14 protein-coding genes are annotated in these 16,902 nt (G+C 61.2%); 2 read left to right on the forward strand and 12 right to left on the reverse strand.

Annotated features, from left to right (window positions below; genetic code table 11):
* Positions 1-23: 23 nt before the first annotated feature.
* The 4 genes from HF675_RS22330 to metE all read right to left on the reverse strand — a co-directional run bounded on the left by HF675_RS22330 (position 24) and on the right by metE (position 5,328).
* Positions 24-1,025: an iron ABC transporter permease gene (locus HF675_RS22330; protein WP_255414266.1), complete on the reverse strand. Its 1,002-nt coding sequence runs from the start codon at positions 1,023-1,025 to the stop codon at positions 24-26.
* A complete protein-coding gene (locus HF675_RS22335; RefSeq protein WP_187043802.1) occupies positions 1,022-1,975 on the reverse strand; it encodes an ABC transporter substrate-binding protein in 954 nt (317 codons plus the stop codon). Before HF675_RS22335 ends, HF675_RS22330 begins: the two co-directional genes overlap by 4 nt.
* 8 nt (positions 1,976-1,983) lie before the next feature.
* Positions 1,984-2,778 (reverse strand): ABC transporter ATP-binding protein, encoded by a 795-nt coding sequence (locus HF675_RS22340; RefSeq protein WP_105229401.1) that lies wholly within the window; start codon positions 2,776-2,778, stop codon positions 1,984-1,986.
* A gap of 276 nt (positions 2,779-3,054) precedes the next feature.
* Positions 3,055-5,328 (reverse strand): 5-methyltetrahydropteroyltriglutamate--homocysteine S-methyltransferase, encoded by a 2,274-nt coding sequence (metE, locus tag HF675_RS22345; RefSeq protein WP_111736238.1) that lies wholly within the window; start codon positions 5,326-5,328, stop codon positions 3,055-3,057.
* A 126-nt stretch (positions 5,329-5,454) separates the two neighbouring features.
* On the opposite strand from metE, the gene metR reads away from it, so the two are divergent.
* Positions 5,455-6,405, forward strand: a complete 951-nt coding sequence (metR, locus tag HF675_RS22350; protein WP_105229399.1) for an HTH-type transcriptional regulator MetR — start codon at positions 5,455-5,457, stop codon at positions 6,403-6,405.
* Between the two features lie 46 nt (positions 6,406-6,451).
* On the opposite strand, the gene HF675_RS22355 is transcribed toward metR, so the two are convergent.
* From HF675_RS22355 to HF675_RS22390, 8 genes are all read right to left on the reverse strand, one after another.
* A complete protein-coding gene (locus HF675_RS22355; protein WP_172606244.1) occupies positions 6,452-7,570 on the reverse strand; it encodes a porin in 1,119 nt (372 codons plus the stop codon).
* A 44-nt stretch (positions 7,571-7,614) separates the two neighbouring features.
* Complete coding sequence (locus tag HF675_RS22360) at positions 7,615-8,739, reverse strand: phosphotransferase (RefSeq protein WP_187043803.1); 1,125 nt, start codon at positions 8,737-8,739, stop codon at positions 7,615-7,617.
* A gap of 14 nt (positions 8,740-8,753) precedes the next feature.
* Positions 8,754-9,851: an aminoglycoside phosphotransferase family protein gene (locus HF675_RS22365; protein ID WP_187043804.1), complete on the reverse strand. Its 1,098-nt coding sequence runs from the start codon at positions 9,849-9,851 to the stop codon at positions 8,754-8,756.
* Positions 9,848-11,677 carry an ABC transporter ATP-binding protein gene (locus HF675_RS22370; RefSeq protein ID WP_187043805.1) on the reverse strand — a complete coding sequence of 610 codons (1,830 nt, stop codon included), beginning with the start codon at positions 11,675-11,677 and terminating at the stop codon, positions 9,848-9,850. Before HF675_RS22370 ends, HF675_RS22365 begins: the two co-directional genes overlap by 4 nt.
* Positions 11,674-12,822, reverse strand: a complete 1,149-nt coding sequence (locus tag HF675_RS22375; RefSeq protein WP_187043806.1) for a glycosyltransferase family 4 protein — start codon at positions 12,820-12,822, stop codon at positions 11,674-11,676. Before HF675_RS22375 ends, HF675_RS22370 begins: the two co-directional genes overlap by 4 nt.
* The gene (locus HF675_RS22380) at positions 12,819-14,057 is read right to left on the reverse strand and encodes a glycosyltransferase family 4 protein (RefSeq protein ID WP_187043807.1); all 1,239 of its coding nucleotides are present in this window, start codon (positions 14,055-14,057) and stop codon (positions 12,819-12,821) included. The genes HF675_RS22375 and HF675_RS22380 overlap by 4 nt, the downstream gene beginning before the upstream one ends.
* The gene (locus HF675_RS22385) at positions 14,002-15,033 is read right to left on the reverse strand and encodes a glycosyltransferase family protein (RefSeq protein WP_158684774.1); all 1,032 of its coding nucleotides are present in this window, start codon (positions 15,031-15,033) and stop codon (positions 14,002-14,004) included. The genes HF675_RS22380 and HF675_RS22385 overlap by 56 nt, the downstream gene beginning before the upstream one ends.
* Positions 15,034-15,565: 532 nt before the next feature.
* Positions 15,566-16,426: a carboxylate/amino acid/amine transporter gene (locus HF675_RS22390; RefSeq protein WP_105229391.1), complete on the reverse strand. Its 861-nt coding sequence runs from the start codon at positions 16,424-16,426 to the stop codon at positions 15,566-15,568.
* A gap of 146 nt (positions 16,427-16,572) precedes the next feature.
* Between HF675_RS22390 and HF675_RS22395 the strand changes: the two genes are divergently transcribed.
* Positions 16,573-16,902, forward strand: a complete 330-nt coding sequence (locus HF675_RS22395; protein WP_105229390.1) for a hypothetical protein — start codon at positions 16,573-16,575, stop codon at positions 16,900-16,902.

Here is a 16,902-nt window from a genome sequence, read left to right on the forward strand (position 1 = left end):
CGGCGGTGGCTCTGACTTAGCACTTAGCGTTTAAACAGAATCATCAGCACAAACACGCCGCCTAACCCGGCGGTAATCACGCCAATCGGCAGCTCCTGCGGCGCCATCAGGGTGCGGCTGAGCACATCGCCGGCGGTCAGCAACAGTGCGCCGATAACGGCGCTCAGCGGCAACAATGGCAAATGACGCACGCCGCACAGCGGCCGCGCCAAGTGCGGCACCATCAGGCCGACGAAGCCAATCACCCCGGTTAGCGCCACCAATGCAGACGTCGCCAGCGCGCAGCAAAGAAATACCTCACTGCGTAACCGCGTCAGCTGGACTCCCAGCGAAACGGCGGTCTGTTCCCCGCCAAGCAAAGCGTCCAGTGACCGCCAGCGTAAGCAGATAAAGCTTATCAGCAGCAGGTTGGCGGCGGCCGCCAGCCAAAGATTTTGCCAGCTTGCCAGCCCCAGACCGCCCAATGACCAAAACAGAATCGCGCTTGCCGCACGTTGATCGCCGGTGAACACCAGGTAATTCGTCAGCGCGCCGAACAAAAAAGAGATCGCCAGGCCGCTGATCACAATACGCTCCGCGCCTTTATGCTGTTGCAAACGCAACAGCAGCATGACGGCAATGGCGGACACCAGGCCGCCGATAAAGGCTGCAATGGGTAATGTCCAGTTCCCCAGGCGGTCGCCCAGACGCGTAATCACCGCAACGGCCCCGGCCGACGCGCCGGACGAAAGGCCAAATAAAAACGGGTCCGCCAGCTCATTGCGCGTGGCGGTCTGCAGCAACGCGCCAACCAGCGCCAGCCCCGCGCCGGTGAGCGCCGCCAGCAACACCCGCGGCACACGCAGCTCAAACACGATCCGGGCGATCATCGGCGACGCCGGTCGATCGCCCAGCCCTAATACCGCCATCAGCTGTCCATCAGGTAAACGGGTCGCACCGATAGCGATACCGACCAGCATCAGCACCGCCAGCAATGCCAACAGCAGTACGATCGCCACGACATAGCGCAGCCTGCCGTTAATCAATCAAAGACCTCCGGATACAGCACGCGCGCCAGTTTCTCTATCGCCGCGATATTGGCCGGCCCGGGCGTCAACTCGGCATACTTCAGGCGCAGATAACGCTGATGACGCACTGCCGGGGTGTGTTTCATTAACGGATGCGCGGCAAGAAACTGCTGCAAGTGCGCCGCGCCTCCCTCATGTTGATAATCCAGCAGCACAATCACATCCGGCTGCTGTCGCGCCACTTCTTCCCACGACGTGGTCGCCCAGCTGGCCGCCAAGGTATCCATCACGTTTTTGCCGCCAGCGGCCTCAATCAGCGCGGTCGGCATGGCATATTTCCCGCTGGTGAAAGGTTTATCCTCACCAGAGTCATAGACAAAGACCTTGGGCGCCGGCCGCTGGCCGATACGTTGACGCAGCGTTTCCAGCCGCTGTCGCCACAGATTAACCAACTGGACAGCCTGCGTTTCACGACCGAAGATTTTCCCCAGTTTCAGCATATCGTCATACAGCAGCGCCATACTGGCGCGCGGCCGTGACCGCTGAGTCCAGATGCAGCTTTCGCTCAACACCAGGGTTTTAATGCCATATTTCGCCAGCGACTGCGGCGTAACCTCGCCGCCGATTTTCATGCCATAGTTCCAGCCGGCGAAGAAGAAATCCGGATTGGCTGCCAACAGCGTTTCCAGTGACGGATACTTGTCCGCCAGCTCAGGAATCGTTCCCTGCTGACGTTTGAATTCGGCATCGACCTGATACCAGCCGGATATGCCGGTCAGCCCGACGATATGCGGCTGCAGCCCCAGCGCAAATGCCATCTCGGCCATGTTTAAATCGTTGATTACCGCCCGCTGCGGCGCAGCGTTGAAGGTCAGCGGTTCGCCGCAGCTGTCGACCGTCACCGGAAACGCCGCACCCAACGCCGGCCACGCCAGCAGCAATAACGCATGCAATACTGCCCTGCTCATAAACACCCTCACCCTGCGCATGGCGGCGCTTCAAAAATATGTAATGGCTGGCCGGTTTGCGGATGCGGGATAACAAAGCTGTCCAACCCGAATACCGCGCGGATACAGTCGGCGGCCAGCGCGCGCTCCGGCACATCGCAGCGCACCAGACGACCGCGTTCAATCACCGCTACCCGGTCGGCAAACGGTGCAACCAGCGGTAAATCATGCAGCACTGCAATCACCGTAATCCCCTTGCGTTTCACCCATGACAACAGGCTGGCACGCGCCAGCGGGTCAAGATGATTGGTCGGCTCATCCAGCAGTAACAGCTGCGGCGTTTGAGCGAAAACGCGCGCCAGCGCCGCCCGCTGTCGCTCGCCCCCGGAAAGCCGGGCAAAGCGGCGCTGCCTCAGCGCCTGCATGCGAGTTTCCAGCAGCGCCTGTTCGACAATCTGCCGGTGTTGCCGCATGCTCCCCTCTCCCTGATAGGGCAAGCGCCCCAAAGAGACGTATTCATCGACGGTAAGGTGCGGATGAGCGCTGTCATTTTGCGCCAGAAGCGCAATCGCGCGGGCGCGCTGCATGCGACTAAGCTGAGACAGGGCGCGGCCGGTAAACCGCACGTCACCGGACGTCGGCTGCAGCTCGCCGGTCAGAATACGCAGCAGCGTGCTTTTGCCGCTGCCGTTAGGGCCGATGATCGCCAGCCGCTCTCCCTGCCGCAGGCTCAGACTGATATCGGACAGCAGCGGTTTACCGCCGATGGACAACGACAGCCGCCGTAATTGCAATAACGCAGGGCCATCAGATTGAACAAACAATGATAACCATCCCAAATAATATGTTATAACATAACAGTATCGAATGAGGGCACAGCCCGCAATCCCCTTTAGCACCGTAATAATAAAAAAGGGCGCCGAAGCGCCCTGAAGTTGATGACAAAGTCGTCTGATGGCCGGAGATACCCGGGCCTAGCGTAACGAGGGGCACTCCGGCGGCTTACGCCGCTACGACCTCATCGCCACGCTCTCCCTAATAACTAACTTTGTCAGCAGTCTGAGGGCGCCGAAGCGCCCTCAATCCTGTTGCTGTCTGGCTTATGCGTTTTCACGCAGGCGCTGCGCCGCCAGCACCATGTTCGCCAGCGATTGACGGGTCTCCGGCCAGCCGCGGGTTTTCAGGCCGCAGTCCGGATTCACCCACAGGCGCTCCGCCGGAATGTTCTGCGCCGCCTTGCGCAGCAGCGCTTCAATCCATTCCACGCTCGGCACGTTAGGCGAGTGGATATCGTATACGCCCGGCCCGATTTCATTCGGGTATTCGAACTCTTTGAAAGCTTCCAGCAGATCCATATCGGAACGTGAGGTTTCGATCGTGATCACATCCGCATCCAGCGCCGCGATCGAATCCATGATGTCGTTAAACTCGCAGTAACACATATGGGTGTGAATCTGCGTATCGTCACGTGCCACTGCGGCATTCAGCTTGAAGGCATCCACCGCCCAGTTCAGGTAAGCGGCCCAGTCGGAGCGACGCAGCGGCAGCCCTTCGCGCAGCGCCGGTTCGTCAATCTGAATAATGCCGATACCGGCCTTTTCCAGATCTGCCACTTCGTCGCGCAGCGCCAGCGCAATCTGCTTGGCGATGGTTTCACGCGTGACGTCTTCGCGCGGGAACGACCAGCACAGAATGGTCACCGGCCCGGTCAGCATGCCTTTAACCGGCTTGTCGGTCAGCGACTGGGCAAACTTGGCCCACTCGACGGTAATCGCCTGCGGACGGCTGACATCGCCGATAATCACCGGCGGTTTCACACAGCGGGAGCCGTAACTCTGCACCCAGCCATTTTGCGTAAACACAAAGCCGTCGAGGTTTTCACCAAAGTATTCCACCATGTCGTTACGTTCAGCTTCACCGTGCACCAGCACGTCCAGGCCCAGGCGCTCCTGCTCGGCAATCGCCTGTTTGATATGTTCGCCGATACTGGTGCGGTAGTTGCTGCCGTCCAGCCTCCCCTGTTTGAAATCAAGACGCAGGCCGCGGATTTCAGTGGTCTGCGGGAATGAGCCAATGGTGGTGGTCGGCCAGGCCGGCAGGTTGAAGCGCTCGCGTTGCGCGTCGGCGCGCTGCGGATACGGGCTGTTGCGCTCGCTGTCCTGCGCGACGATGGCCGCCAGGCGCTGTTCCACCTGCGCGTTATGTACGCGGCTGGAGTGACGGCGGGCACGGATTGGCGCGCTGTAGGCGTCCAACTGCGCTTGTTTATCCGCATCCGGGGCATTCAGCGCCGCGCTCAGCAGCGACAGCTCCGCACATTTCTGCAGGGCGAAAGCAAACCAGCTCTTCACCTCTTCATCGAGGCGCGTTTCCACACTCAGGTCGATCGGGCTGTGCAGCAGCGAACAGGAAGAGCCAATCCACAGCGGACGGCTGCCCACCAGCGGCTGCAGATTATCGAACCAGCGGCTCAGATCGGCGCGCCATACGTTGCGGCCGTTGATCACACCCAGCGACAGCAGCCAGTCTTTCGGCAATGCATTGTTCAACGCGGCAATATCGTCGTTGCCCGCCACCAGATCGACATGCAGCCCCTGCACCGGCAGCGCGCGGATGGTGTCCAGGTTATGGCCGACGCTGTCGAAATAGGTAGTCAGCAGCAGTTTTACCTGGCCCCGCAGTGCCTGATACGCCGGCTGGTAAGCATCCAGCCACGCCTGCGGCAGCTCCAGCACCAGCGCTGGCTCATCAATTTGCACCCACTCCACGCCGCGTTTGGCCAGCTCCGCCAGTACCTGCTGATACACCGGCAGAATATCCTGCAGCAGCGTCAGGCGGTCAAACGGCTCACCCTTAACCTTGCCCAGCCACAGGTAAGTCAGCGGCCCCAGCAGCACCGGCTTGATCTGATGTCCCAGCGCCAGCGCCTCGTCCACTTCATCCAGCAGCTGCGTCCAGCCCAGCTTGAACCGCTGGCCCTGATGGAATTCCGGCACCATGTAGTGATAGTTGGTGTTAAACCATTTGGTCATTTCCGCCGCCGCTGCCGGCTCACCGCTCGGAGCGCGGCCGCGGCCAATGCGGAACAGCGTATCCAGATCGACGGTACCATCCTGGTTCTGATGACGTGCCGGCACGTTGCCCAGCAGCAGGCTGGTGGTCAGTACGTGATCGTACCAGGCGAAATCGCCGACCGGCACCAAATCTACTCCGGCCTGCCGTTGTTGCTGCCAGTGACGCGCGCGCAGCTCACGCCCCACGGCCAGCAGTTCTTCCTGCGTTGAGTTACCTGCCCAGTAGCTTTCCTGCGCTTTTTTCAGCTCACGACGTAGCCCAACACGCGGAAAACCCAGAGTGTGATTCAAAATTGTCATCGTCTTTCCCCCATTGTGGCCCGGACAAATGGGCACTTAGCCGTCTAGATGTTTACACATCCATAATCAACAGGTACTGTAGTAACCACAAGCGCAAATTATTCACTGTCACCGTGAAGGACTCTCATGATCGAACTGAAACACTTACGGACGCTGCAGGCACTGCGTAATACCGGCTCGTTAGCCGCCGCGGCAGCCCAACTCCATCAGACCCAGTCTGCCCTTTCGCATCAGTTCAGCGATCTGGAACAGCGTCTGGGTTTCAAGCTGTTCGTTCGCAAAAGCCAGCCACTGCGCTTTACCGCGCAGGGAGAGATCCTGTTGCAGCTGGCGGAGCAGGTGCTGCCGCAGATCCAACAGGCGCTGCAGGCCTGCCATGAACCGCATCAGACCACGCTGCGCATCGCCATCGAATGTCACAGCTGCATCCAATGGCTGACGCCGGCGCTGGATAACTTCCGCCAGCGCTACCCGCAGGTGGTGATGGATTTTAAATCCGGCGTCACCTTCGACCCGCAGCCGGCCCTGCAGCAGGGCGAGCTGGATCTGGTGATGACCTCCGATATTCTGCCGCGCAGCGGTCTGCACTATTCGCCGATGTTTGATTTTGAGGTGCGTCTAGTGCTGGCGCCAGATCACCCACTGGCCGGTAAAACGCAGATCACACCGGAAGATTTGAGCGATGAAACGCTGATGATTTACCCGGTGCAGCGTCAACGGCTGGATATCTGGCGTTACTTCCTGCAGCCGGCCGGTATCAGTCCGGCGTTAAAAAGCGTCGATAATACGCTGCTGCTGATTCAGATGGTGGCGGCGCGCATGGGCATTGCCGCGCTGCCGCACTGGGTGGTGGAGAGCTTTGAACGTCAGGGGCTGGTGATCACCAAAACCCTGGGCGACGGCCTGTGGAGCCGGCTGTACGCCGCGGTGCGCGACGGCGAACAGCGCCAGGCGATCACCGAAGCGTTTATTCGTTCCGCCCGTCAGCATGCCTGCGATCATCTGCCGTTCGTGCGCGACGCCGCACGCCCCAACGCGGTGCCGCCCGTCACTCAACCGCTGACGTCACAGCCCTGAACCCATGCCGGCCGGACGCCCGATCGTCGGCGGCGGGCCGGGCGCTTTAGAAATAGATGCGCAGCCCCAGCCCCAGCAGTCTGTCGGTCACTTTTTCGTACCGGTCGGCGCGTTGATCTTCATGGGCCAGCTCGACCCAGGTGACGACCTTTTTCGTCAGTTCATAATCTGCGCCTATCACATAACGCTGCTCCCGCCAGTTATTGGCATCATGGTTGCCCGCCTTCCGGTAATAGCCGCCGTAGAGATTACCCCGGCCCCAGTCCCAGTTTGCTCCCAGCCCCAGCAGTTCAGCCTTCGGCGTCCCGTTGACTTTTTTATACGCATCTCCCGAGCGCTGGTTGTCGTTTTTGATGCGCAACCGCCCGTAGTCAACCGCCAGAGAGAGATCGAGATCCGCCAGGGTATACTCTGCGCCGATGCCCCAGATCTCTTCTTTGATCGCCTTCACCCGCGCCTTGCTGTCCATATAATTCTGGGGTTTCTTCGCGCGTTCGCCGTTGCCTTCCGCCATACCGTATCCTGCGGCCAGCCGCAGGTTCGCCTGACGGAAAAAGGCCGCCAGCGTGTAGGCGTTATTGATATCGTTAACCTCATCGCCGTTTTGCAGGGTGTAGGTTGCGCCGGCGCTGAAACCGGCAAACTCGGCGGACATCATGCGCACAGAATTGGACACGCGGCCGATAAAGTCATTTTTACCGTCATCGGAGCTGCCGGTGGAACGGCCAATATACCTATCGCCGAAATCCAATACGCCGCCATATTCGTAGGTATAGTCTGAACGCGCCACCTTATCGAACGGCGACAGGACGCGACCAATGGCGATATCGCCAAGACTGCGCCGCGCCAGACCGACATACGCCTGGCGGTTGCCCAGTTTGAATTTGTTCTCCGCCGACTGGGTATCGTTGCCAAACTCTAAATAACCGAAACCGCGCAGGTCGCTGTCGATTTGGTGTGAAATGCCAATACCAAAACGCGAACTCTCATCCTTGATATGCGTGCTGTTTTGCCCCGCGTCGGTTTTCTTCGCATTTTCGAACATCAGGCGAATTGAACCGGAAAAATCCAGCGTGGTGCCCTTTTCTTCATACAGCGTTATCGCCTCAGCCGCACCAGAAAGGAATAACAACGGTACTGCCGCTAAACATGAATTCCTTATCATCCTTCTCTCCCGCTTGTTCATACCCCGTCGCCGATACAGACGGCTTACAGCCCCTGATGGTCGTCAGCCTGCACCATATGCTTAGCCATTTTTTGCCAGGCAGGCCGCCACTGATAAACGCCAGTCAGGCGGATCCAGCTCAGTTCGGTAAATAAGTTCGCACGCGCCATCGACGCCTCATCCGGCGCCCAACCGTTCAGCAAGGCCTGTCGCGCCAGACGAAAACGAGTAAAACTGAGCGAGGGCTCCAGTCCGCAGCACCAGGCATGCTGATAGGCCCGCAACCGCAGATGTGCCAATACGTTGCCCAGATCCAGCGCCGCATCGCCCAGCGCCAGCGTGTCAAAATCCAGCAGCGCCGGCCCGTCCGGCGTGAACAACACCTGTTTGTCGTGCAAATCACGATGCAGCAGAGACAGCGGTACGACGCCCCCACCGGCCAGCACGCCGCAAAGCTGCTGACTGCGCTGGTGCAGAACCAGCACGCGCTCCGGCGGCACCTGCCCAGACAGCATCATGCGCATCAGCCAGTCATCAACGATGCGCCACTCATCCTCAAGGCGATGCTGAGGCAAACCACACCAGTCGGCAGGGAGTTCACGTTGACAGCGGCGCATCATGCTGCCGAAGGTGAACCAGCAACCGGCCAGCCCACCGTCATCCAGCGACGGGTCATTTCCCAGTTCGGCCAGCGTCCGGCCCGCCAGCGGGGCGGTGATTAACGCCGCATCGTCATGCTGCAACAGTGCCGCCAACACGGCGTGTCCGCCGTAATAGCGTGCGGCGCACGCCTGACGATGCACCAGCGCCGGCGCTTTCCCCGGCCGCAGCACCTTGATAAAGCCGTGGACGGAACGGATCACCGCCCGCTTTCCCCTGCGGTGCGCCACGACCACGGCGCTGGGGTCGTCCCGCACCCGCAGCGCGTGCTGTAAATGCCCCGTCAGCGCCGGCAACGCCGCATCCTGACCATAGGGATGAAGTCGCAGCCACTGCGCCTCCTCCGGCAGGAGCGGATTGACACTCAGCAGCGCTGCATGACGACGGCTGCGATCGCCGTGCATCGGCGTCGCCTCCACGATGATGCGCTTCACCGCCGGCGGCAGACTATCGTCCAGCGACGGCCAGCAGCGCTGCAGACGCCAGACGCCGCCTGACAGAGCAAACATGATCTCCGGTAGTTTCATTCCAGCACCGCCCACGCCTGTTGAATGCGCGCCTGCAGTGCACCCTGCCAGTTCTCATCGCCATAACGATACGGTTCGGCCGCCCGCTGAAGCAGCGCATACGCCACCCACGCCGACAGCGCAGGGTAAGGCAGCGCAGGCAGGCTGCGTAAGTTACCCTGCAGCATCTCAACCGCCAACAGCGAGCCGATGTCCATCACCGGCTGCCCGTAGCCGGCGCGATCGACATCGATCAAACGCGGCGGTCGCCGGGCGTGCCACACAATCTGGTCGGCGGAAAAATCGCCGTGCACCAACCCCGGCGGCCGGTTCAGCGAGTCCGCAACGGCCGCCGATAAGCGTTCCGTCAACCGCCGCACCTGATGGTGCAGCGCCGGCAGCAGCCAGCACAGCGTGCGTTCAGCCTGCGCCAGCGTCTGCGCGAACCAGCTTGCGTCATAATGTGGCAGATCCAGGCCGTCGGCGTGCAGCGCATGCAGCCGGGCCACAGCAAACAAGGACTCCTCCAGCCTCTCGGCCGGCACGCTCCCGGCGGTTTCACCTTCCAGCCACTGCAGGCTGACGATATGATGCCGTGTGTCCATCCGTTGCAACGCCGCCCCCAACCCTGCCTGATGAACCAGCCTCACCACCGCTGCATAAGCCGGCGTGCAGCGGGCCAGCACTCTGACCAACGAAGAACCGCCATGCCGCTCTTCCACCCGCAACACCATCCGCCGCCCCGGTCGATATTTCAGCAGCGACCAGCCTGTCGTCGCCTCGCCAGACAGCCGGCGACGCAATACCCGCCAGCCGCGGTGCAGCACCGGATCGAGCGCCATGCTGCCCATGATCGCTCCGGATCCCAGTGCGAGCAGCGGCAGGCCGTACCGCTCAGCGCGCTGCCTGAATTTATTCGCCTTCAGTGGATCGGCGTGGGCATAGAGCCAGCCTCTGCCGAGGCCGTCGCCGAAGTCGCCCGAAATCTCTCCCCACACCGAGGTGCCGGGCTTGACGCGCAGGTAATGGCAGGCGATGGGCTGCCCGGCCATCTGGGTTAACGCCTGATCGCTCAACGCACGCCGGATAGCCTGCGGATCCGCCAGATTAATCATCCTATTTCCCCTCCGTGCTGCGAGTGGCTGCGGGCGCGCTCTGCCCCCCAGCGAGCAAAACGACCATCCCCCGCCAGCAAGGCGTCCCGCGGCCCGGACTCAACCACCCTGCCGTCCTCCAGCCAGATGATGCGCTCACAGCGCATCGCGACGTCAAAGTCATGGGTGATCACCAGCGTGGTTCTGGCGCAAATCAAGCGGTCAAGACTATTCAGCACCGCCTGCGCCGCCCGGCTGTCCAGCCCGGACGTCACCTCATCCAGCACCACCACCGCCGCATCGCGCAACAGCGCCCGGGCAATGGCAATACGCTGACGCTGGCCGCCGGAGAGCGTCTCGCCGCGCTCCCCGAGCACCGTATCAAAACCGGCCGGCAGCGCCTGAATAAAGGCCAGGGCGTCGGCCTGCCGGGCGGCGGCGACAATGGCCGCATCGTCTGCGGCCAAATTGCCCATGCGGATGTTGTCGCGAATACTCATGGCGAACAGCACCGGCTCCTGATGCACCACCGCCACCTGCGCACGCAGAGAAGCCAGCATCAGGCCGCGCAACGGCCGCCCGTCAAGGCGCACCTCACCCCGGGCAGGATCCTGCAGACGCATCACCAGCGCCGCCAGACTGGACTTCCCGGCTCCGGATGCGCCGACCAGCGCGACATGCTCGCCGGCCCGAATATGCAGCTCAACGCCCTTCAACACCGGCGCACCGCCGTAGTCTGACCAGACATGGTCAAAATGCAGTTCGCCGCGCACCGGTTCGGAACAGGGCCGCGCATCGGCAGCATCGCTGATTGCGGGCTGCTGCCGCAGCACCTGCATCACCCGCTCGCCCGAGGCGGCGGCGCGCGCGATCCTGCCGCTATATTTCGCCACGTCGCGCAACGGTTTCATGGTGGTTTTCATGTACGTCAGAAACAGCACCAAATCGCCTGGCGTCATCTCGCTGCGCAGCACCTGCAGCCCGCCGAAAAACAACACCGCCCCTACGGCAAGGGCCACCAGCACATCGGTGGCGCGCTCCAGTGCCGCGGCCAGCCGCCGCGCCCGCACGCCTTCAGTCAGCGATTTTTGATTAGCGCCGGCAAAACGTCGGCTGAACGCCGACTCCAGGCCATAAGCCTGCACCACCGCAATCGCCCCCAGCGTTTCATGCGCCAGCGAAGCCAGCGCCCCCTCCTGCTTTCGGGTTTTCCGCGCTGCGGCGGTGATTTTCGGGGCGGAATAGCGGGTGGCGAGCACAAACGCCGCAGCACAGCCCAAGACACACAGGGTCAGCGGCGGGTTGAGCCACAGCATCACGCCGCTCATGGCCACCAGGGTCAGCATGTTGCCCATCAGCGGCAGGCCGGCGGTGACCGCCACCTCCTGCAGACGGCCGATATCCGCCACCAGCCGCTGCACCAGATCGCCCTGCGGCGTAGTACGGTGATACTGTATGCTCAGACGCTGCACGTGCTGATACAGATCGGCGCGCAGCCGGGTGGCGATGCGGCTGCCGGTCAGCGCAAAGGCCAGCGTGGTCAGAAAGCTCGCCATCGCGCGCAACATCGCCAGCGCCAGCGCACAGCCGCCGCAGACAAGCAGCAGCCACAGCGTCGCCGGCGCCATATCGCCGTCCAGACGAGCGCCCAGCGAAACCGACAGCGCGTCAATCACATATTTCACCGGCCACGGCTCGGCAACGCGCAGCACTACCTCCGTCAACATCGCCAGTACGCCGCCGGCGGCAAGCTTCTTCTGCTGGCGCAGGTAAGGCAGCATATGGCGCACCATCCGTCCGAGCGACGACGCGAATGCGTACGCCTCAGGCCCTGTCGCTGACGTCATCGCCGTCCTCCTGGCGTCACGCCGGCCGCCATCGCCTGCAGCATACGCGCCGTCACCCGCAGCCAGCTTTGACCCAGCGCCCAGCGGCGCGCCGCCTGCCCCAGCCGTTCGCGCAACGCCGGGTCATCCGCCAATGCCAGCAGGTGGCGCGTGAGCGCCTGGCTGTCGCCCGGGGTAAACATCAGCGCCGTTTCACCGTGCAGCAGAATATCCGTCAGTTGCCCGTGCGCGCCCGCCACGATCGGCAGCCCGGCGGCGGCATATTCAAACACCTTGAGCGGGGAGAAATAGGGTTCCGCCTCGGCGGTATAGGGCGCGACCGCAATGTCCATCCGCTGCAACAGTGCTGGAATAGACTCCGGCGTCACCGCGCCGGTAAATTCAACCTGCAGCGCCAGCCTGGCGGCCAGGCTACGGAGACTCTCGGCCTGCGGGCCGTCGCCGACGATGCACAGCCGCCATGCAGGCCGTCCCGCCTGCGCGGCGGCCTGCAGCAGCACCTCCACCCCGTGCCAAGGCTTCAACGTGCCGACAAAGCCGATGGTTAGCGGGTTTGCCGCATCGCGCCGCGGCGGCGGAACGATACGTTCGGTATTGACGCCGTTGGGCAATATCAACACCCTGGCGGCCGGCGCATGATGCAGCACCCAGTCGGCAACGGCGGAAGAAACCGCCACCACTACGCTGGCCGCCCGCGCCGCCGCCTGCAGTGTCGCCAGCGCCCGGTCGTAATAGATCAGGCTGCGATATTTACGCTGCTCCTCCAGCAGCGGCGCATTCACCTCCAGCGCGCAGGGGATGCCAAGCTCGCTGGCCGTCAGCATCACGTCGGCGCTGAATAATGAATAACGTTCAATCACCCGTTCCGGACGCTGAACGGCAATTGCCTCCGCCATCCGGCGGCCGGCTCGCCACACCGCCTCCTCGCGTTCGCGGGGCGTCTGCGCCCCCGGCGGCAGCGGGAACACCTCAACCGGCAGATCCGCCAGGTCAGCAGGTACCGCATCGCCGCGCCGCAGGCATAACGCATTAACCTGATGCCCGGCGCGGCGCAGGGCGCGGATGACCTCCTGCACATGAACGCTGGCTCCTTTGGTGCCGAACAGCGCAATGCCGGGATCCGCACACACATAGGCAATCCTCATCGGTGCGTCCCCCCGGCGGGCGACGGCTCCGCCTGCGCCTGCGCCAGCAGCTGCGCCTGCACGGCGGCGTCGAAGTTGCGTTCGATCAGACTGCGGCCGGCATCGGCCAGGCGGCAACTCAACGCCCGATCCCGAGCCAGCCGCAGCATCGCCTCCGCCAGTGCCTCTGCATCATGCTGCCGCACCAGCAAACCGGTTTCCTCATGGCGGATCGCCTCGGGAATGCCGGTCACATCCGTCGCGATGCAGGGAATACCCAGCGCCATCGCCTCCAGCAGCACCGTCGGCAGTCCGTCCGCATTGCCGTCTTCCGCCACCACGCAGGGCGCGGCAAACGCCGTCGCCTGCCGCAACAGCGGGATCACCTGCTCCTGCGGCAACGCGCCGCGCAGCACCACCTGCTGCGCCAGACCGAGGCGCATAATCTGCGCCTGCAGCCGAGCCTGCTCCACGCCGCTGCCGATAATGTCCACTTGAAAGCCGACACCCCGATCGCGCAGCAGTCCGGCGGCGTCAATCAGGGTCGCAAAGCCTTTTTTCGGCACCAGACGCCCTACGGCGATAAAACGTGGCGACGTATCCGGCAGAGCGCTGGGCGCCTGGAAAGTAAAGGTTTTTAGATCCAGCCCGTTGTAGATACGCCGGATCCGAAAACCGCCGTGCGGATCCGCGGCGCCCAGGCGCGTTTCCAACCAGCGAGCGTTGTAATCACTAATAGCGACCACATGGTGCGCCTGGGAAAACAGCTGCCGCAAATGTGTGTGAGATACCGACTGATGGAACAGGTCTTTAGCATGGGCGGTTACCGAGAACGGCACCCCCGCCAAACGCGCCGCCAGCGCCGCCGTATCGGCGGACACCGTGGCGAAATGCGCATGCAGATGGTCGATTTTGTGCGCCCGCACCTGGCATGCAATTGCGCAGGCCTGCGCCGCCACCTCCATTGGCTGGCTGAATAAAACGGGCAGCAATGAATTCAGCGCAGGTAGCTGCTGCTGCGCCTGGCGCAGCAGTGCCCATAACGCATCCGCCGTTTGCGGCCGTATCGGATAACACACCGGCGCCTTGACTCGCCGCACCGCATCATGAATCAACGCCTCATCAGGCGTGCGCAGGGAAAAGATGTCCAGCGTTTCTCCCGCCGCTTCACGCGCCAGAATCTCCGTTGAGATAAAGGTTTCAGACAGCTTGGGATAGGTTTTCAGCACATATCCTGTGCGCGGTGTCCGTTGCATCAGCAGTTCCTTCCTTGGTGGTTAATAATGAGCTGGCCAGAGCCGGCACATGCTGCAGGCCATCCAGATCTATCCTGCTCCGTACAACGCGCCGTCCGCTGCACCGCTCCAGCCAGTCACCGACGAACGCCGGCGTGATCCGGTCAATCGGGCACATATCGATCAGGCCGCATTCTGCCAGCACCTGAGCCCGGATTTGCTGCTCCAGGCGCGGCGAACGACGCGGCACCACCAGCGTCGGCGTGTCGGTCGCCAACGCTTCGCACAGCGTGTTGTATCCCCCCATGGTCAGCAGACCGGCAGCGTAGGCGATACGGGTGGCCGCATGTTCGATAAACGATGTCACGCTGATGGCCGGCGAAGAGACCATCAGGCGCAGGGCTGCAACGTCTTCTGCCGGCATATCAGGGCCGGTGCAGACAAGATGCTGATACCCCGCCGGCACCCTGGCTCTGACGGCGGCCTGAGCGACGGGAAAACCGTCCGACCCTGCGCCGACAAAGGTCAGGAACTGCCGTCCCCACTGATTTTTCATCGCGGCGTCAGGTTCGCCCAGCGTACGCCGCCCTTTGGCGAGATAACCGGTGAAATCGCTTATCGCGCGTAACTCTTCGGGCAACTCGCCGGAATCAAACGGGGAATGAATGCGCGGATCGCTATAAATCCAGATCCGATGATAATATTCTCTGACCGCCTGATGACTGCCGCTGGCATACCATTGGGCCAGCGCGGTTTCTGGCGCGTCCAATATATCCCGCAGGCCAAGCACCAGCCGGGTTGTCGTCAGCGTCTTTAATGCCGGCAACAGCTCACCCTGTAAACCTGCAGGATGTTTATCAACAATTAAAATATCCGGCTCAAACGCCTCCAGTGCGGAAGCGATAATTTTTGCGCGCAGCGCCGCCAATTCCGCCAGCGGCATCACTAATTGACGTGAGCGGTAATTACCGCCGAGTTTTTCATAACCGGGCAGCACCAGGAGATCCCAATTATCCGGCCGACTCAGACGGCCTGCATGGTGGTTGCCTGAGATCAATAATCCGGTTACAGGCCCGGACAAACCGCGGCTCAGGCTGTATGAAAGCGCCAGGTTTCGCCGTAAGTGTCCCAGACCGACAGCATCATGCGAATACAGCACAATTCTAATAGGTTTACCGCATTCCATACGTCACCTTTATTGTTTTTTAGCCTAACGTTCATTCGCTCAGATAACGCCGCCAGAGTCAGGAATGAAAATCATCAATTGTTATTCACAAACAAATATATATCCCTTGAATATTAAGTCATTATATATTGCCAAAGATAAAATATATTTGGGAATAAACCGAATTAGCCGCGAATAATAAAAAAATAAACGGAATTAATACAGAAAATAACGGGAATATACTTAGTTAAGCGAGAAATATGAGAAATAACCTGAAGCGATAAATAAACGTGAAGGATGTAATAACGGAAAAGACGGCGCCACGAACGAAAAAATATTGAATTCTGTTCGCAGCGCGTCTGTCTTAAAGTGCTTCTTTCACCGCCACCCAGCGCCGGTGTACCCACAGCGAGGCGCAAATCACCGCGCCGCCGATAATAAAGCTCGGCCAGTGCGGCTGCTGCTGCCAGATAGCCAGGTTAACCAACAGCCCGGCCGGCACATGCATATTGTTCATAATGCCGAGGGTACCGGCATCCACCTGCGTCGCGCCGTAGTTCCACATAAAATAGCCCAGCCCCGACGCCACCACGCCCAGCCAGACCAGAATGCCCCACTGCAGACCGGTGGTCGGCAACTGTTGCGGGTTCCCCCACAGCAACCAGGCCGCAACGGCCACCACCAGCGCCCCCAGATAGAACCAGGAAAACGCGGTATGCTGCGGCAGCGGATGCACTTCCATCAGGCGCTTATAGCCGACAATGCCGATGGCGAAGCTGATATTGGCCGCCTGCACCAGCAGCAGCCCCAGCCAGAAGTGTTCGCTCAGCTGGTGATAGCGGATAATCGCCGCCCCCAGCACCGCCAGCAGAGCGCTGAACATATAACCCCAACGCAGGCGCCGGCGGCTGAGCAAATCGTAGATCAGCGTGATGTACAGCGGCGTCAGCACGGTAAACAGCAGAAACTCCGGCACCGTCAGATACAAAAAGGCGCGGAAGCTGAACAGATACATAATGCCCAGCTGGCAGGCTCCCACCAACATATACAGCAGGATCACCCGCCCCTTGATGTTGCGCCAACGCAGAAACGGCAGGAATACCACGGCCGCCAGGCCGATACGAATCAGCACCGAAAACCAACTGTCCACCTGACCCGCGAGATATTCGCCAATCAGGCTAAAAGAGAATGCCCATAAAATGGTAGTAATAACCAGCAGTAGCACGTCGGGAATTTCCTATGCACGGTAAAACAGCGATTGTAACGGATGGCAGCGCCCGATGCGGCACGAATCGGGTTTACATCTGGTCAATAATAGAACTCACAGCATTTTTACCGCTTTGCGTTAAGCTTAAAACACAGGAGGAGTGAATGATGAAAGGCAAATTCTGGAGCATGGTGTTCCTGATGCTGGCGTCTGCCTCAGCGGCGGCGGAAAACGGCGTCACGACGCTGAGCGGGCAGCAGCAGTTTCTCAATCAGCGCGCGCAGCAACAGCAGCAGCAACGTATGCTGAACAATCAGCAATTGGATCAGCGCCGCCTACAGCAGCAGCGGCAATTTGACAACAATCAGCAGCGCTTGCGGCAAATGACGCCGAACGGCAGCCAAACGCTGCCAAACGGCAATCAGCCCCGCAACCCGTTCGATCGCACCACGCCGGCGGTGCCCGTCGCGCCGCGGCCGGCCGGCGCGCGTTAA

It is taken from the genome of Serratia sp. JUb9 (assembly GCF_014298095.1).
In the GTDB taxonomy this organism is placed as follows: domain Bacteria; phylum Pseudomonadota; class Gammaproteobacteria; order Enterobacterales; family Enterobacteriaceae; genus Serratia_B; species Serratia_B rhizosphaerae.